This is a genomic window from Trichlorobacter lovleyi (genome assembly GCF_015239775.1).
Lineage (GTDB): Bacteria > Desulfobacterota > Desulfuromonadia > Geobacterales > Pseudopelobacteraceae > Trichlorobacter > Trichlorobacter lovleyi_B.
Window position 1 is genome coordinate 1,035,334 of sequence record NZ_CP058409.1, and the last position, 16,714, is coordinate 1,052,047.

Genomic DNA, 16,714 nt, shown 5'->3' on the forward strand with positions numbered 1-16,714 from the left:
TGTTGTTCTATTTTTATGCGTTGCTGAAATGCTGTGATGGTTGTTCTGGTGAGTGCTGTACATAATATGTTGTTTGGTTGTTCAATTTATGTCGTGTCTGGTCTGCTTGCCAATATTCAGAAGTAGCGCTATTCTTAGCAGCATGGAAACCAAGGGACCGGCAGCATTCAAATACAAGCAGGAAGGCGGCAGCAACGTGCTGGTATGGGTGATGTTGATCAGCAGCCTGATTGTCTCGTTCATTGCCACTGCCAACCTTGGTCCCTGGTGGCTGCTGGGGTTGCTGCTGCCGCTGGGGATTGCCATCCATCTGGTCAGGGAGGGGCTGCGCAAGACCCTGATCATTGCCCCGCGCTACCTGATTGTGGGAGATGGGATTATCTACTACAGTACCGTTGCCAAGGCCCAGCTGGATCGCCGGAAACAGGTCCTGACCCTGATCTCGGAAAAGGGCCGGCGGCTGACCATTGAGGCGGAAAAGTTTCCCACCAATGCCCGCAAGGATTTCAAGATCAAGGCCAACAAAACGGCCAAGTTTGACAAGGTCTGCGAAAAGGTCCTGGGGCGGTTATCGGGAGTAACCCCTGACATCATTGGCTGACAATAGCCCTGCCATCCGGCAGTTTTCCCGGCATGTGCACCTGCTGTATGTGCCCACCCTCTGCTGCAACCTTTCCTGCCGTTATTGTTATCTGGGCAGCCAGACCGATCCAACCACCCTGAAGCTGGATGCTGGCAGGGCAGTGGCCACCTTGCAGCAGGCGCTGCAGAGCTTTCTGGCTGCCGGGGTGTTGCCGTTCAATGTCTCGCTGCATGGCGGCGAGGTGACCACCCTGCCTGCAAAGGTGCTGGATCAGCTGTTCAGCACCATCAATCGCCACTATCTGGATCACTTTGACCAGCTGAACGCCCTGGGGTATCGCAAATCAGCCCCCCATCTGAAGACCAACCTGTTTAACTTCCACAAACTGTATGATCTGTTTGACCGGCACCGGGTCTCGATCAGCGCCAGCATCGATCTGCCGTTGTCCCTGCATGCCAAATACCGCACTGATCGCCGGGGGCGATCCTGGTTGAACCGCACCATTGAAAACCTGCGTCTGCTGGCCCGTTATCCCCACAATAAAAAGATCTCGGCCACGCTCTACCATGAGCACCTGCAGGATATCCCGGCCTTGATCGACGGGATCTGGATGCTTCACCGCGAGCTGGGCCTTGATATGAATAACTTCAACATCATGTTCGGCTTCGGGTCAGAGTTGAACTGTCAGAAATTTGGGGGGGCGTCTGAATTGGGGCTGCAGCAGGCCAGTGAAGCAGAGCAAGTAGCCCTGTACCATGCCCTGCAGCAGGCCTTTGATGGTACTGAACTGGAAGAGGGGTTACGCCGTAACTGGTTTGATGAGTTCAAGCCCAGTTACTGCACCAATACCTTTAACTGTGGTGAGCGGTTCTATCTGCTGCAGTCCGACGGGGCGGTCTGGTCCTGTGTGCGGGGGCAGGGGGTGGAGCAGCTGCAGTACGGCAACATCTTTACTGACCGGGTGGAGGATATCCTGGCGGAAGGCAGCCGCAGGGTCCGTCTGCTGCACCAGCAGCAGGGGCTTAATCCTGACTGCCGCGCCTGCGAGTACCTGCAGATCTGCCACACCGGCTGCCCGGCAGTCAAGCTGCAGAACCGCTCCGGCAAATCCTACACCTGCGGACTGCAAAAGGCGATTTACCGGGATAATCCTGTCTCTTACCCGCCGCTCGGGCCGCTGGAACAAGCGGCAGCAGTGCGGGAGTATCTGCTGGGGATGCACCCGGCCCTGCTGCAGGATGCGTTGACGCAGGAACAGCCAAAGAACCCGGTGGTGCTGATCCCGGCAGAGCTTTATGACGAGCGAAACAGTCTGCAGGCCTTGATTGCGGCTGACCCGTTGCTGCAGCAGCTCTACAGCCCGGATGCTGTTGTGCTGGAGCTGAATGGCGAGTTGCTGCCGCTGCAGTCCCAGATTCTGGCACCACAGCGCAGCCTTTACAGCATCGGGCCGGATGACCGGCTGGTACTGCATGTCCGGCGCTCTCTGTTTGAGGCCAACTGCACGGAGCTGATCCGCAACACCCTGTATATCCAGCTCTTGCGCGATACCACGGTGGTCTATGGCGATGAACAACGCAGCAAACAGGAACATCTGATCACCCACCAGATCTTTCACAACCTGCTGCAGCCTGACCTGTTGCTGGGGGAGGAATGGCTGACCGCAGACCTTGCAGGGTTGCTGCAGTTAAACAGCCGGTATTTCATCAAAAACGTGCTCAATAATTTGTTCGTGACCACCGGTCAGCTTCGGGAGTATCATTATCAAAAGCAGAAAAACAACGCCTTCTACCATATCCAGGCCATCAATCTACCGTTCCAGAACTTTGAGTTTTACTGGGACAGCGAGACAGTATATGTCATCAAAGAATCTTGAAAAAATTGCGGCAAATGTGGAGCGTTTCATGAATCTGGTGGGGATACCGGATGATAGGAAACGGGTGCAGATAGAAGAGGAGCTGGTGGGGCGGATGGCTGGCAGCGCGGATAAGAAACCGTCGCTGGTCTATGCCCAGGATCATCTCTATCTCTATAACGGCAAAACCCTGGTCAAGGACTATCCGGGCCTTGGGGCAAACGGTGACCGGGTGCTGCAGTGCGATGCACAGAAGATCTCAATCCTTGACCGCCAGGCCTTCCTGAATAACAAGACCATCCTGATTACCGGTGCCGTGGCAGCCACAGCCCTGGCAGGCGCGGCCCTGGCCGATGCGGAACAGCGCAGACAACGCAGCGGCAGCAGCGGGTCTTCCTACAGCAACAACAATAATAATAATAATAACAATAACAACAATAATAATAACAACAATAACAACGGGTGATTAGGGCGTCGTTGGCTCGGCCAGGTTGAGCAGCAGCTCCAGCAACTCTTTTAGATTGATCCCGCAGTGTTCTATGATCAGTTCCCGCAGTGCGGTTGGCAGCGGTGCGCAGAGCGTCAGCGGTGTCTCAGGGGTGGGGTGCTGCAGTCTGGTGCGGAAGGAGTGCAGGGCGATGCCCGGCAAGGTGGCCAGTGGCTGCGCATCGTAGCGCTTGTCTCCCAGCACCGGGTGGCCGATTGCGGAGAGGTGACGCCGGATCTGGTGGGTCCGGCCGGTAACCGGTTCTACCTGCAGCAATGAGCAGTTCTCTCCCGCAGACAGGCAGCGGTAGCGGCTGATGGACTCCTTGCCATCCAGCGGCTGGTTGATCTCGCCTGCGCCTTCCAGAATTCCTTCTACCACCGTCAGGTAAACCTTATCCAGCCCCTCTTCCTTGACCTGCCTGCCCAAGATGCCTGCATTGGATGAGCTGGTGGCCAGCAGCACCACGCCGGAGGTGCCGCGATCAAGCCGGTTGACCGGATAGGCCCGTACCGGGTAGTTGGCTTTCTTTTCCAGCCAGGCGGAGGCGATGTCGGCCAGATTCTCATCCACCTCGGCAGCGGGGTGCATGGCCAGTCCGGCCGGTTTGTTGATGGCCAGCAGGCGATCGTCCTGCCAGAGTAAGTCAATCGGTGGTAGCGGTCTGTTCAGATGTTCCATCACTTGTCCGCTTTCCTTGAGGCTGATGCTGTCACCAGCCGAGAGCAGGGTGTCAGGTGTTGATTTTGTACTGTTGAGGGTGCAGGCACCGGATTTGATCTGTTTGCGGCAGTAGGCGGGTAAGGCGGTGGGCAGGAGGCGTTGCAGCCAGCTTTCCAGCCGGCGGCAGTGGTCATCAACAGTGATGGTGTAGGTGAGCATGAATAGGACCTTATAGGTGCAAAAATTTATAACTCTGTCAGTGACTAGCTGGGGTGGTAAATATATTTAACTATCATAACTTAAGTTTATTGCAGCTCCAATGGAAAGCTGTGAAATGTTGTTATTTTTGTAATAGACTTTACACATGAAGATTTAATGGTATAAAAATTCAACGCTGAAAAAGTGGATAATCACAATCACCGCAGAGGGATAGCCCCATGAAAAAGAGGACGTCGGTTTTATGCGTATCTTTTGTGTTGTGTTTGGGGGCTGTCAGTGCGGTTCAGGGGGCTGATGCCCCTCTGGCCCAGCCGGATACGGTTGTCGCCCTCAATAATCCGTCTGAGGGCAAGGAACTGCTCATGTTTTTTGAGGAGCAAGACCTGGTTACCGCCACCAAACGCCCCACCTCTTTACGCAAAGCCCCTGCTATCGCTACGATCATAACCGCCGACGAGATTAGAAACATGGGAGCCCGCAATCTGCTGGATGTACTGAAGATGGTGCCTGGCTTCGGTGTTTCCATCACTGAGTTTGGCGGGAATATGGTAGAGGTCCGTGGTATCAGATCTTCGCTCAGTGAAAAAATACTGGTCATGATCGACGGCCATTCTTTGAATAAAAATTTTACCGGAAGCGCCTTATACCGTGTGGCAGGTATGCTTCCGATGGAGAACATCAAGCAGGTGGAGGTGGTGCGCGGGCCGGGCTCTGCTCTCTACGGTACCAGCGCTTTTGTGGCAACGATCAATATCATTACCCGTACTGCCGAGGAAATAAACGGCTTTGAGGCCAAGGCCGGCGGAGGAAGTTTTAACAGCTTCAAGGGGAACCTGCTTGGCGGTAAGGCGATTGGTGATAATCTTACCGTTGTGGGCAGTCTGGATCATTATCAGTCACAAGGCGCAAAGCTGACCGTTGGCGCTGATACGCTGACCGGCACCCCGTTTTCAAAAGCCCCCGGTACACCTGATCTTTACTTTAAACAGACCGATGCCTTTCTGAAGGTCGGCTATGGTGATCTCTCCTTTCGAGGCTACTATGTTACCAAACAGGAGGGGATGTATGTAGGTATTGTATCCGCCCTCACGGACGATTCCAGCAAAGCCCAGGTTGATAACTATTGGGGGGAACTGGCCTACAACCTGAAGCTGACAGACGATCTTTCTGCGAACCTGAAGCTTTATTACGATTATTTTGAGCAGGACCCCACCATGAAGATTTATCCGAATGGGTTCGCCGGACTCTACCCCAACGGAATGATTGGCAAGCCGTTGGTCAAAAACCGCACCATTGGCGGGGAGCTGCAGGCGGATTGGGACCTGTTTGCCGACAACCACCTGATTGCAGGGGTCTCCTTTGAGGAAATGCATCAGTATGATGTTCAGCAACTGGCCAACTTCAATCCGCTGACCGGTGCGCCGCTTGCTTCGGTTCAGGAGGTGGCTAACTGGAACAAGGATGTGACCCGCCAGGTCTTTGCCGCCTATCTTCAGGATGAATGGCAGCTGCCGGCTCAAATCAACCTGACTGCCGGTCTGCGTTATGACCACTACAGTGATTTTGGTGATACCATAAATCCGAGGGTAGGGCTGGTTTGGAGCTTTCTGGAGGATGCCGATCTGAAACTGCTGTATGGGCAGGCCTTCCGTGCCCCCAACTTTCAGGAACTGTACAATATTAACAATGCAACGGTGATCGGCAACCCAAACCTCAAGCCTGAACGGATTCAGACCTACGAGGCTGGCGTGGCCTGGCGCCTGAACCGCTACTTTGCAGCGAACCTGAACTACTTTATCAGCACGATCGACGACCAGATCGGCTGGATTCCTTCAACCACGGCAGGCCAGCCCGCGCTCAATGCCAATATCGGCAAAACCGAGACACAAGGGGTTGAGTTGGGATGTAACGGGGCAGTGGGGACCGACCTGTATTGGAAGCTGAACTATACCTATCAGGACCCGCGTGATATCAGCAATAATAAACGACTGCCCTATGTGCCGTCGCAGCGTGTCTCCGGCAGTATCAACTACGCCTTGACCAAATACCTGAACCTGCATACTGACCTGCTCTGGACCGGAGTGCGTCCTCGGGATACAGGCGACACCAGACCGCAGATGCCCTCCTATACGACGGTTGATCTGGCCGCGACACTTAAAAATTTCTATAAAACCTTGGAAATACAAGCAACGATCCGGAATCTCTTTGACCAGCACTACAAAGATCCTGATACCTCCGGGGGAGCGGTAAACTTTACCAAGACGGCACCGAAGGTTCCCGGAGATTTTCCCCGTGAAGGGATATCCGGATTTGTGACGGTGTCATACCGGTTTTAGCAAGGGAACGACTGTTTGAAGGCACTTTTCATATATCTCTGCGTTGCTGTGAAACATTACCGCCACCATGTTATTGCGCTGTTGTTTCTTTGCGTTCTGCACTTCTCATCCACTGCTGCTGAAGCTGCAAAAGTGCTTATTGTCGGCGATATCAAGTATGCCTTTGTGGCCGGTGTTGCTGCAGATATTCAGCTGACTGTGAGATCACAGGTTAAGGAGTTTGCGGTCTCGGAGGTCAGGGGACAGCTTGCTGCGACCGTCGAGCGGGAAGGTGCCGAGGTTGTCGTTGCACTGGGCGCCGATGCCGTACACGAGGCCTTGCGGTTGCCGCCGTCAATTGCCGTGGTCTATGGTCTTGTGGTCGTTCCGCCCAGGTCAGCCCGGGCAAATGTCACCGGGGTATACATGTCTCCCCCGGTAAGTGAATATGTCGCGACCGTCCGGCGCTATCTTCCGTCACTCTCAAAGATCTCGGTCGTGGGGAGCCAGGCCATGTTGCGGAGCCTGACTGGCGGCGATTATGCCCAGGTGTCTGCATACAGCGTGAACAGCTCATCAGATCTTGCCAATACCGTCAACCGGCTTGCTGATGCCAAGTCACTGCTGTTGCTGCCTGACTCCAATCTGTTGACCGCCCCGGTCATGTCAAGCGTGTACCTGTTTTCCTTCAGAAATAATATCCCCGTGTTGGGTATCTCGGAAGCAAATGTGAAACAGGGCTCCCTGTTTGCCCTGGTCTTTGATCCAAAGGCAGTCAGCCGTCAGATCGGCGAGAAGGTGCAAACAATTTTAAACGGCGTTGATGCCGGAGAACTGCCTGATTCTTCACCCAGGCGGTATAACCTCTATATAAATAGCAATACTGCACAGAAAATGGGGGTCGTCATACCTGATGAAATGCTGAAAAAGGCGAGGAGAATCTACCAATGAGATCGCCCGGACTATGACACGTACAGCTATGCACACTAACCAATCAGTGCCGGCGCTGCAGAAACAGGGATTGGCCGGCTGGCTGACATCGTTGGTACCCCTGACATTCAGGGGACGTGCCATGCTGTTTTTGTTCCCCATGATTGTTATTATTTCCATGGTCTACACCTTTGAATCCATTTCAACCGAGAGGAAGATCCTCAAGAGCGAAATCATCAAAAAAGGGGAGACCATTGCAGCGATTGCTGCCCGGAATGCCGAGCTGTCATTGCTCTCTGAAAACTTTGAACAGTTGAAGATTACTGCCCAGCCGTTGATGGAGATCAAGGATGTTGCCTTTGTCTCATTCCTCAATAAACGCTCTGACACACTGCTCTACGAGGGGAAACGATACCCGTTGACGGCGCCCCTGACGGCGGGGACTGATCGTGTGATCAGCTTTTCAGAGCATGATGACGTTTTTGAATTTGTTGTGCCGGTGATAACGGTGAAGGCGGCAGAGGGGTTCTTTCTGCTGGAGGGGAATGGCGTTGATGCAACGGTCAGGGAGCAGATCGGCTGGGTCAGGATCGGTCTTTCCAAGGAGGTCATGAGCCGGTCCGAGCAGCGTATTATCATCCGGGGCAGTCTGCTGGCAGTTGTTTTTTCTGTTGTCGGCGCCCTGTTGCTGTATCTCTTTATCTCCCTGGCGACCAGGCCGCTGTACGCGCTTATCGATGCGGTCAAAGAGGTCCGGGAAGGTGAGCATCCCGAGGTTGACGTTTTGTCACCCAAGAGCGAAATAGGCCGCCTTACCGCAGAATTCAACCGGATGAGCCGGGCGATAAAAGAGCGGGAAGACGAACTGAAGCGGCATCGCGATCATCTTGAAGAGCTGGTTGCCGAACGCACGGCAGAGTTGACCATAGCAAAGGAACAGGCTGAGTCGGCCAATCGGGCTAAAAGTGATTTTCTCTCAAGTATGAGCCATGAGCTGCGCACGCCTCTGAACGCCATCCTGGGCTATGCCCAGATACTCCGGCTGCATAACAATCTGTCTGATATACAGCGGCAACAGCTGGATATCATGCGGAACAGTGGTGAACACCTGCTGACATTGATCAATGATATCCTTGATGTGGGCAAAATTGAGGCCAACAAGATGGATGTTGAGGATGCCGTGTTTGATCTGCCGGCCCTGATCGCCCAGGTCTTTAATCTTACCAAGCTGCAGGCAGAAGAGAAGGAGCTGAAGTTTTACTACGAGCCGGAAACTCCGTTGCCGGCCTATGTGCGCGGGGATGAGCGGAAACTTCGCCAGATCTTGCTGAACCTGCTTTCAAACGCGGTCAAATATACCCGGCGGGGCAGTGTCACCATGCGGGTGAGCTATGGACGTGCCGGGGACGGCCTGTTTCGCTGCGAGGTGGCTGATACCGGTATCGGTATCCCTGCGGATAAACTGGATGCCATCTTTGAGCCGTTTACGCAGCTCACAAACGACCGGCAGGCCCGTGAAGGGACCGGGCTCGGGCTTAACATCACCAGGCGTCTGCTGACGCTCATACAGGGCACTATGGGGGTGGAGAGCACACATGGTAAAGGCAGCACGTTCTGGCTGGAGGTGCCGCTGGCGTCATTGCTGGACGACGAAATCTCCCAGGAAAAGAGTGAACACCATGTTGTCGGCTATCGGGGACCGCGCAAGAGGGTCCTGGTTGTTGACGACACGGTTGGGAATACGGCCCTGCTTGTCTCATTGCTGGAACCTTTGGGCTTTGATCTTGATACGGCCCAGAACGGTCAGGAGGCCCTGCTGCTGGCATCGGAGCAACGGCCTGATCTGGTCGTGCTTGATCTGGTGATGCCCGAGCTGGATGGCTTGGAGTTTGCCACCCGTTTGAGGCAGAATAGTGCTTTTGCAGCAACAAAAATAATTGGCGCGTCGGCTACGGTAACGGACGGAGCATGCAAGGATGCCTTTGTCGCAGCCTGTGACGACTTTGTCACCAAGCCGATCCATATTGGTGTTCTGCTTGAAAAAATCGCCGGGCTGCTGGGGATTGAGTGGGAAACTGCGGTGTCTGCAGCCGCTCGCGATGACCGTGAGCCCAAAACCTGGAAAGAGGATGAGCCGTTTGTGGTCCCGCCGCCGGCAGAGCTGGAAGCACTGTATGAATTGGCCATGATGGGCGATATGCTGGAGATTGAGGCGTGGGCAACGGCACTGGCGGCACGGGACACTACCTACCGTTGTTTTGCCGACAGATTGCGTGAACTGGCAAAGGCGTTTAAGGCAAAAGCAATACTGGCGCTGGTAGAACAATACCGAGGAGCAGCTACATGATTTCTGAGGGGCAGCAGGTGACTTCATCCGCTGAACGGCGGCCGGTTATCCTTGTCGTCGATGACGATGCCAATAATCTCGCTGTGGTGCGCGATTGTCTGGTGGCGTTTCATTATACCATTCTGGTCGCAGAGGATGGCGAAAGCGCTGTCAAACGTGCCGACTATGCCCGGCCGGACCTGATCCTGCTCGACGTCATGATGCCGGGAATTGATGGCTATGAAACCTGCCGCAGGCTGAAGGCCTTAAAAAGTACCCACGATATTCCTGTCTTGTTCATGACCGCCCTGGCAGAAACGGGAAACAAGGTAAAGGGGCTTGAGGCCGGGGCTGTTGACTATATTACCAAGCCTTTTCAGCGGGAGGAACTGCTGGCCCGCATTGCCGTCCACCTGCACAACCGGGAGCTCACGAAAAGGCTTCAGGAGGCAAAGGAACTGCTGGAAACCAGGGTGGAGGAGCGGACAGCTGAACTGGCCCGGGCGAACAATGAGCTGCATGAAAAGGCGCTGCTGCTGGAGGAGGAGATCGCTGAACGGGTGCTGGCTGAGCAGGAGCTGCATGTCAAGCAGACCCAGCTTGAGGCCTTGAACCGGACCCTTGAAACGCGGGTGCAGGACGAGCTGCAGAGAAACCGTGAAAAGGATGCCATGATGATCCAGCAGGGCCGTCTGGCGGCCATGGGTGAGATGATCTCCAATATCTCCCACCAGTGGCGCCAGCCCCTGAATGAGCTGGGTATCATGATTCAAATGTTGCGGGTCGATTATGATGAGGCGTTGCTGGATGGTAAAAAGATTGATGAATTTTCCTGCAGCTGCATGGAGATTATTCAGTACATGTCTCAGACCATCAATACCTTCCGCAATTTCTTTCAAAAAGGACAGCCTTCCGATCGCTTCGAGGTGGCAGCTGCCATTACGAAAACCGTAGAGCTGGTGCAGGCCTCGTTTCAAACGGCCGGAATTGCGTTAAACCTGAAGCTGGAGCCCGGCGGCCTGATACAGGGGAGCGGCAATGAGTTCTCGCAGGTCATACTCAATCTGTTTAACAATGCCCGTGACGTGTTGGTGGAACGTGGCATTGCTGCTCCGGAAATATCGGTGGCCATGCGGTTGGGAGACGGTCAGATCATGGTTACTGTGGAGGATAATGCCGGCGGCATTTCAGAAGAGATCAGCGGAAAGATATTTGACCCCTACTTTACGACCAAACATAAGTCTCAGGGGGTTGGTCTGGGGCTGTATATGTCAAAAATGATCATTGAAGGGAAAATGGGCGGGAGTATTGAGGTCGGCAACACCTCTGGCGGGGCCTGCTTTTATCTTACGCTGCCTGCTGCAGCTGCCATCTGAAACTCACCTTTATCCGGCCATAACGGCTAAAAAAAGCCCACATCATGGCTCCGGGGAGGGCATGATGTGGGCTTGCTTGTTTCACAGGCTGTCAGATGATCTTGCTCAGCGGGTATTCAATGATCCCCTCGGCCCCCAGGCGGAGCAGTTCCGGCACGATCCGGCGCACCTCTTTTTCAGGCAGGATGCTCTCAATCGAAACCCAGTCGGATTTGTAGAGGTGGGCAACGGTTGGCGCCTTCTGGCTGGGCAGGATGCCGGTGATCGCCTCCACCTTTTCAGCCGGGGCGTTCAGTTTCAGGCCGACCATCCCCTCGGCCCGCAGGGCCGAATTGAGCAGGGTTGCGATCTGTTCGATCTTGGCCCGTTTCCAGGGGTCTTCCCAGGCGCTCTTGTTGGCCACCATGACCGGTACCGATTCCATCAGGTCACAGACGATCCGCAGGTTGTTGGCCCGGATGGTTGAGCCGGTCTCGGTGACCTCAACAATGGCATCACAGAGCCCATCAACCACCTTGGCTTCGGTGGCGCCCCAGGAAAATTCGACATTGACCTGGATATTGCGCTCCTTGAAGTAGCGCTTGGTGAACTCCACCAGTTCAGTGGAGATGGTGGCACCCTGCAGATCCTCCGGCCCCTGGACCGGCGAATCCTGGGCCACCACCAGCACCCAGCGTACCGGGCGGCGGGAAACCTTGGAGTAGACCATCTCGCAGACTTCCACCACATCGGAGTCGTTTTCGCGAATCCAGTCGCGGCCTGCGATCCCCACATCAATGGTGCCGCGTTCCACATATTTGCCCATCTCCTGCGGCCGGATCAGGTGGCATTTCATCTCGCCGTCATCAACCGTGGGGAAGTAGCTGCGGGAAGAGATGCCGATCTGCCAGCCGGCCTGCTTGAACAGGTCTACCGTGGCCTCTTCCAGGCTCCCTTTCGGGATACCGAAACGTAGTACGGTGCTCATTTCTTGTAAACCTCCTCGGGGTTGAAGAGCGGGTTGGAATGCTCGACCCACTGACCATCCTCCCACTTGACGTAGAAACAGCTGCGGTTGCCGGTATGGCAGGCTGCCGGACCGTTCTGCCTGACCTTGATCACCACGGTGTCGGCATCGCAGTCGGTCAATACCTCCATCACATCCTGGGTATTGCCGGATTCCTCTCCCTTCATCCAGTACTTGTTGCGGGTACGGCTGAAGAACCAGGTCTTGCCGTCCCGCAGGGTCAGATCAAGGGTCTTTTTGTCCATGAAGGCCACCATCAGCACTTCACCATTCTCGTAATCCTGGATCACGGCTGGAATCAGCCCGCCCATTTTGTCGAAATTAATCTCAATCATGCTGCGCCTCCTGAAAAATGTCCGGGCAGTATAGGAGCCGGAATGGGAAAATGCAAGACCGCTTACGGTCTAACATGCAAGAACCGTTTGTTTTACGGTGATTTTGCGGTATAAGGAAAACCACTCTGACACGTCACCAGGCATCGCGTAAGGATACCCCCATGGCAAAGAACCTCGGATTTGGATCTCAGCTCATCAGAATTCTGCTTGTTAGCGGCATCCTGCTCTCGCTCGCCGGTGGTCTTGCAAGGCAGATCCCCCCGGATGGACTGCGCTTTTTCTTTGCCATCAATGCGCTGATCTATCTGGCGGTCTTTCTGGTACTGGCTGCCCGCAAGCTGGCAACACGGGTCAAACGTCTGGCTGCTGTCATGGATCAGGCTGCCGAAGGGAATCTCACGGTACGGGGTGAAGACCTTTCGGCTGATGAAGTGGGGATGCTGAACAGTAACTTCAATGAGATGCTGGAACGTCTGGGAGGCGTTGTGACCAGCATCCGCAGTGCGGTTGATGAACTGCGGATGATCGGTGGTAATGTCGGTACTGTCGCGGCCCAGGGGCTGTCGCTGGCCGAAGGGCAAAAGGATACGGCTGACCGGACCAAGGCGGCTGCCCGCCAGATCAGGCAGTCAGTGGAGGAGGTGACCTCGTCGGTGGAGGGGCTTTCCGGTGCAGCCGGCACCAATGCCGCCTCTATCCAGCAGATGGTCTCCAGTACCGTGGAAATAAATCAACTGGTGGAAGAACTGCTCCGTTCGGTTGAGCTGGTCAGTGATTCCATTGTCAGGATGGCTGACGGCCAGAACGAGATCAACGGCAATGTGCATCATCTGATGGAAAACGCCACCCGTACCACCGTGCTGGTGGCAGACATGGAACGTTCGGTGCGCCAGATCGAGGAGAGCGCCCAGGCCACGGCCCGTATCTCGTTTGATGTGTTGCGGGACGCGGAATTGGGCAATACCTCCGTTGAGAGCACCATCAGCGGTATCCATCAGATTCGCAGCGCCTCCCACACGGTACAGCAGGCGATCGGCAACCTTTCGGTGTATGCCGCCAGCATCGGTACCATTTTGCAGGTGATTGACGAGGTGACGGAGCAGACCAAACTGCTGGCCCTGAACGCCTCGATCATTGCAGCCCAAGCCGGGGAGCATGGCAAAGGTTTTGGCGTGGTGGCCCATGAGATCAAGGAACTGGCCCGCCGGACCACGGCTTCAACCCGTGAGATTGCCGAGATCGTCAATGGCGTGAAGGAAGAGACCGACAAGGCGGTTATGGCGATTACCCTTTCGGAGCAGGCCGTGGTGGAGGGGGAACAGCTTTCGCACCGTTCCGGTGAGGCCTTGCATAAGATCGTCAAAGGGGTCAAGATCGCCACCGAGCAGGTCAACGAGATCGCATCGGCCACGGAGCAGCATGCCCAGCAGGGTGAAAAGATGCGGCTTGCCATGGAAGAGATGGGGGCCATGGTTGAACAGATTGTACGCTCTTCAAGTCACCAGACCCGGGATGCCGAGGTGATCAACCAGGCCTCTGCCAGCATGCGCCAGCTGGCCACCAATGTCCATATCAATGCCCGTTCCCACAACGATGCCGGGTCTGCCATTGCCGACTCAACCGAGACCATTGTCAGGATGATCGAAGAGATCAGGCGGGCCTGCATGGTGCAGCTGGAGGGCAGTGAACAGATCGTCCATACGGCAGAAGAGATGGAAAAAGCGGCAACCGGCAACCTCAAGACCACCCGGGTAATGGAGGAGGCGGTCAGCGGTCTTTCGCGTCAAATCAGGGGCCTTGAACAGGAAATGGCAGGGTTTAAGACCGTATCCTGACAACGCGGTGCAACTGAAGAGAAGAAGGCTAAAGTCTCTGCCCCGGATGCACGAAAAGATAAGTAACGGGATATGTTGATAGTGTCTGAGTAGAATGAGTGGTCTTGAAAGAAGGTGAGCTGGATGGCATTCGGTACAGTCGTTACACTGTTCAGATCAGGGAGGGTCTCCCTTGAAGCGGCTGTTGACATGCTGGTGCATACCCTTGGTTACCGTGACCGTGCCATGGCCTATGCCCTTCTTAATGCGGCCAGACAGACCTCCTGAATAACTTCGCACCCCTCCGCGTACTTTCTCAGGCTCCTGAATCACTCAGGGGCCTTTTTTGCTTTGCTGCCACTGCTGCAGGGTGGTGCGAATGATGGCTAAATAGCCCGGCTCCCGCACGACCTCCTGATATCCCGGAACGGCTCCCACCCACTTGCCCAGCCGGACGTTGTGTTCCTGGGTAAGATACAGGGTGGGCAATCCCATCAGCGCCGGTCCGTCCATGCCGGCAGTGGTCACGCCAATCTGGCCCACCAGACCGTGGCGGCATCGCAACTCTTCAAACAGGTGCAGCTGAGCCCGGCGCATGTCCGGTCCCTGGAAGAGCGGCTCTTTCCAGCAGAAAGCCAGATTGACTGCGCCTGGCGGCACAAGGTCTGCGGGAACAGCATCGCCGAAAAAGATGGGTATGAGCCCGGCATTCACAACCAGTTCAGAAAGCTGACGCAGCTCAATAAAACAGGTATTGCGCTGGGCATCGTGGTCACCGGTTCGAACCCAAAGCAGCACCTTCTGTTCCGGCCTCCCTCCCGCCTTGCCATCGATCCATGATCGTAAGGAAGCCGCTGGTGATTCATCTCCCAGGAAGGTAGAGCGCAGGATGTGCTGTGATCCTGGAGGGTCGGCGCGAAAAGCCGCGGCAATGATATGGGTCAGGTGCTTGGGACTCGCCGGACGGGACCGATAGGGGCGCAAGGCTCCTTTCAACCCGGCATCGCAAAGGAATCGTCTGGCCTGCAGTTCCTGGACAGCACCGGGTCTGATCTGGATCGAAAGGCCGGCAAACAGTGCCGCAGCAGTCAGGTACCAGCCTTCGCCAAACGAAAAGCCGGGATCGGCATGGAAGGTGTAAGAGCGATTCCGCTCCAGGACAATGTTCCGGGCGGCTATTGCGGCAAGCTCAGCTCTGCGGGCAATCTCTCTTGCTCTGGCCGTATCAAGTAGCTGGGCAAATCCTGCGGCCGCCAATGCCGCCTCTTCTGCAGTGCACACGATCTGCTCGACACGCTGCCAACCGTCTTCGCAATCTTCCAGTGTTGGGGCCCGCTGAGAACCACGAGAGAGCTGCCCGGCGCCATAGCGCGCATCCTCTGCCTGAGCCCCGAAAGCCTGAACCAGCACCCAGTGCAGCAAGGTAACCTCGCGGCTTTCCACCGCGTTGCCCAGCGCCCTTGTGGCCACATGAACAACCTGCTCCAGCCGTGAGCGATAATCATCGCGCACTCCGGCTAGATGCAGCGTTCCCTGCAATGCGGTGGCCTCGGCCAAAAGAGTGACAGCCTTTTGTGTTAGCCCACCGTCATCGGTTTCGTTATCAAGTAGCCTTTTCACCGTACCTTCTTCAACCATGGTTTCGGCGCGAGCGGCCCGTCTATTTTCAGCTCCACCAGGGCACGGCATAGTTAGGAGGAGTATTTGCCTGACAGGTATAAAGTGGCATGAACCATGGTAATAGGCACCTCCCAGTCCCGTCTGGAGTTGAGACACAGCCTTTCCGTGGGTTCTCCGTAGCCTGCCCGATGCATTGTTCCAATATGTTGGGCTTTATTTTTCATTTTCACCTTGATCCGCCACTTCTACCCTTGTGATGCTCGACACGGGAAGAATAACCATCCCCTTATCTTTAGAGTAAAGTGCGGCGTGAGTTGCAGAAACATTAATCATGTATCCAGAATAGATGTCAAACGTCTTGGATTCGTTTTTAACATACAGACGAGCACTTGGAGGCCTACCTGGGGCATCGGTCAAAATAGCTTTACGCTCCTTAATAACCTTATCTTTTGCTTGCCCATCTGTCCAAAGCAACAGGAGAGTCACTCCTATGACACACACAAATGACACACCGACGCCGCTGGCAACAAACGACAGCGTATCCATAATTCCGTCGTGGGTTTCGTTAGTTTCAATTTGCCCCTTCAGCGGCTTAAAAAAGTTAACAAGACGGTCATTCAGCCATCCCATGAAAGGCCTATAGCAAGTGATCAGAGTGGCTACCATGACGACCGGCAACAAAAGCGATAACTTTGCGACAAGCGGCAACTTTTGGACTATTACCAAAAGAAGTTGACAGAACCCGCCAAAAATCGCCCCTTCTCTAGTCAGTGGGAACAGGCGTTCCGGCAGGTTCCAGGCGGCAAGGTACGATGTGCCGTACGTCCAGCCGATTAGCGACAATAGGGCAGTAATGAGTGCAAGAAGGAGGGCTGAATATTGTAGAAATGTCTTGAGATTACTCTCCGATGATTTGGTATTCGGAGGGGCCGCCTTTTCGTCGTCATTTTGTTTATCAAGCTGCATAAAACTTCTCCATGAGCATAGTTGCTGTTGGGTGGCAAAATAGGGAATATATGTTGTTATTGCTGCCCCGATTTCTCCTGACACGATACACCGTTGCCTGTTTGATGGCTTCCCGCTCTTTTCCGTGGGAAATGTCGATCGGATGGTGGAGCAGGTTTTGCTGGAGTGGGAGATGAGATGGTGGGGGAGAAGCATTGTAAGGTGTACCTATAACAATGT

14 protein-coding genes are annotated in these 16,714 nt (G+C 54.9%); 9 read left to right on the forward strand and 5 right to left on the reverse strand.

Annotated features, from left to right (window positions below; genetic code table 11):
- The first annotated feature begins 142 nt into the window (after window positions 1–142).
- The 3 genes from FY034_RS04675 to FY034_RS04685 are packed head-to-tail and all read left to right on the forward strand — an operon-like array spanning window position 143 to window position 2,904.
- Window positions 143–601, forward strand: a complete 459-nt coding sequence (locus FY034_RS04675; RefSeq protein ID WP_265554124.1) for a hypothetical protein — start codon at window positions 143–145, stop codon at window positions 599–601.
- A complete protein-coding gene (locus FY034_RS04680) occupies window positions 594–2,459 on the forward strand; it encodes a radical SAM protein (protein WP_265554126.1) in 1,866 nt (621 codons plus the stop codon). The genes FY034_RS04675 and FY034_RS04680 overlap by 8 nt, the downstream gene beginning before the upstream one ends.
- Window positions 2,440–2,904, forward strand: a complete 465-nt coding sequence (locus FY034_RS04685; RefSeq protein WP_265554128.1) for a hypothetical protein — start codon at window positions 2,440–2,442, stop codon at window positions 2,902–2,904. The genes FY034_RS04680 and FY034_RS04685 overlap by 20 nt, the downstream gene beginning before the upstream one ends.
- Here FY034_RS04685 and FY034_RS04690 read toward each other — a convergent pair whose 3' ends face one another.
- Window positions 2,905–3,807, reverse strand: coding sequence for an RluA family pseudouridine synthase (locus FY034_RS04690; RefSeq protein ID WP_265554130.1), 903 nt, complete (start codon window positions 3,805–3,807; stop codon window positions 2,905–2,907).
- Window positions 3,808–4,025: 218 nt separating this feature from the next.
- Here FY034_RS04690 and FY034_RS04695 point away from each other — a divergent pair, with 218 nt between their 5' ends.
- From FY034_RS04695 to FY034_RS04710, 4 genes are read left to right on the forward strand one after another with little or no spacing between them, the layout of a single operon-like run.
- A complete protein-coding gene (locus tag FY034_RS04695; protein WP_265554132.1) occupies window positions 4,026–6,143 on the forward strand; it encodes a TonB-dependent receptor plug domain-containing protein in 2,118 nt (705 codons plus the stop codon).
- A gap of 15 nt (window positions 6,144–6,158) precedes the next feature.
- Window positions 6,159–7,073, forward strand: coding sequence for an ABC transporter substrate-binding protein (locus FY034_RS04700; protein ID WP_265554133.1), 915 nt, complete (start codon window positions 6,159–6,161; stop codon window positions 7,071–7,073).
- Window positions 7,074–7,086: 13 nt separating this feature from the next.
- The gene (locus tag FY034_RS04705) at window positions 7,087–9,399 is read left to right on the forward strand and encodes an ATP-binding protein (protein WP_265554135.1); all 2,313 of its coding nucleotides are present in this window, start codon (window positions 7,087–7,089) and stop codon (window positions 9,397–9,399) included.
- Window positions 9,396–10,754 (forward strand): response regulator, encoded by a 1,359-nt coding sequence (locus FY034_RS04710; protein ID WP_265554137.1) that lies wholly within the window; start codon window positions 9,396–9,398, stop codon window positions 10,752–10,754. Before FY034_RS04705 ends, FY034_RS04710 begins: the two co-directional genes overlap by 4 nt.
- A 91-nt stretch (window positions 10,755–10,845) precedes the next feature.
- On the opposite strand, the gene hisG is transcribed toward FY034_RS04710, so the two are convergent.
- Both hisG and hisI read right to left on the reverse strand, forming a co-directional pair.
- A complete protein-coding gene (hisG, locus tag FY034_RS04715; RefSeq protein WP_265554139.1) occupies window positions 10,846–11,721 on the reverse strand; it encodes an ATP phosphoribosyltransferase in 876 nt (291 codons plus the stop codon).
- Window positions 11,718–12,095, reverse strand: coding sequence for a phosphoribosyl-AMP cyclohydrolase (hisI, locus tag FY034_RS04720; protein ID WP_012469191.1), 378 nt, complete (start codon window positions 12,093–12,095; stop codon window positions 11,718–11,720). The genes hisG and hisI overlap by 4 nt, the downstream gene beginning before the upstream one ends.
- A 161-nt stretch (window positions 12,096–12,256) precedes the next feature.
- Here hisI and FY034_RS04725 point away from each other — a divergent pair, with 161 nt between their 5' ends.
- Window positions 12,257–13,930 carry a methyl-accepting chemotaxis protein gene (locus FY034_RS04725; RefSeq protein WP_265554142.1) on the forward strand — a complete coding sequence of 558 codons (1,674 nt, stop codon included), beginning with the start codon at window positions 12,257–12,259 and terminating at the stop codon, window positions 13,928–13,930.
- Window positions 13,931–14,053: 123 nt separating this feature from the next.
- Window positions 14,054–14,197 carry a hypothetical protein gene (locus tag FY034_RS04730; protein WP_265554143.1) on the forward strand — a complete coding sequence of 48 codons (144 nt, stop codon included), beginning with the start codon at window positions 14,054–14,056 and terminating at the stop codon, window positions 14,195–14,197.
- Window positions 14,198–14,242: 45 nt separating this feature from the next.
- Here FY034_RS04730 and FY034_RS04735 read toward each other — a convergent pair whose 3' ends face one another.
- Both FY034_RS04735 and FY034_RS04740 read right to left on the reverse strand, forming a co-directional pair.
- Window positions 14,243–15,529, reverse strand: coding sequence for a hypothetical protein (locus tag FY034_RS04735; RefSeq protein ID WP_265554144.1), 1,287 nt, complete (start codon window positions 15,527–15,529; stop codon window positions 14,243–14,245).
- Between the two features lie 213 nt (window positions 15,530–15,742).
- Window positions 15,743–16,495 carry a hypothetical protein gene (locus FY034_RS04740; protein WP_265554146.1) on the reverse strand — a complete coding sequence of 251 codons (753 nt, stop codon included), beginning with the start codon at window positions 16,493–16,495 and terminating at the stop codon, window positions 15,743–15,745.
- Window positions 16,496–16,714: the final 219 nt, after the last annotated feature.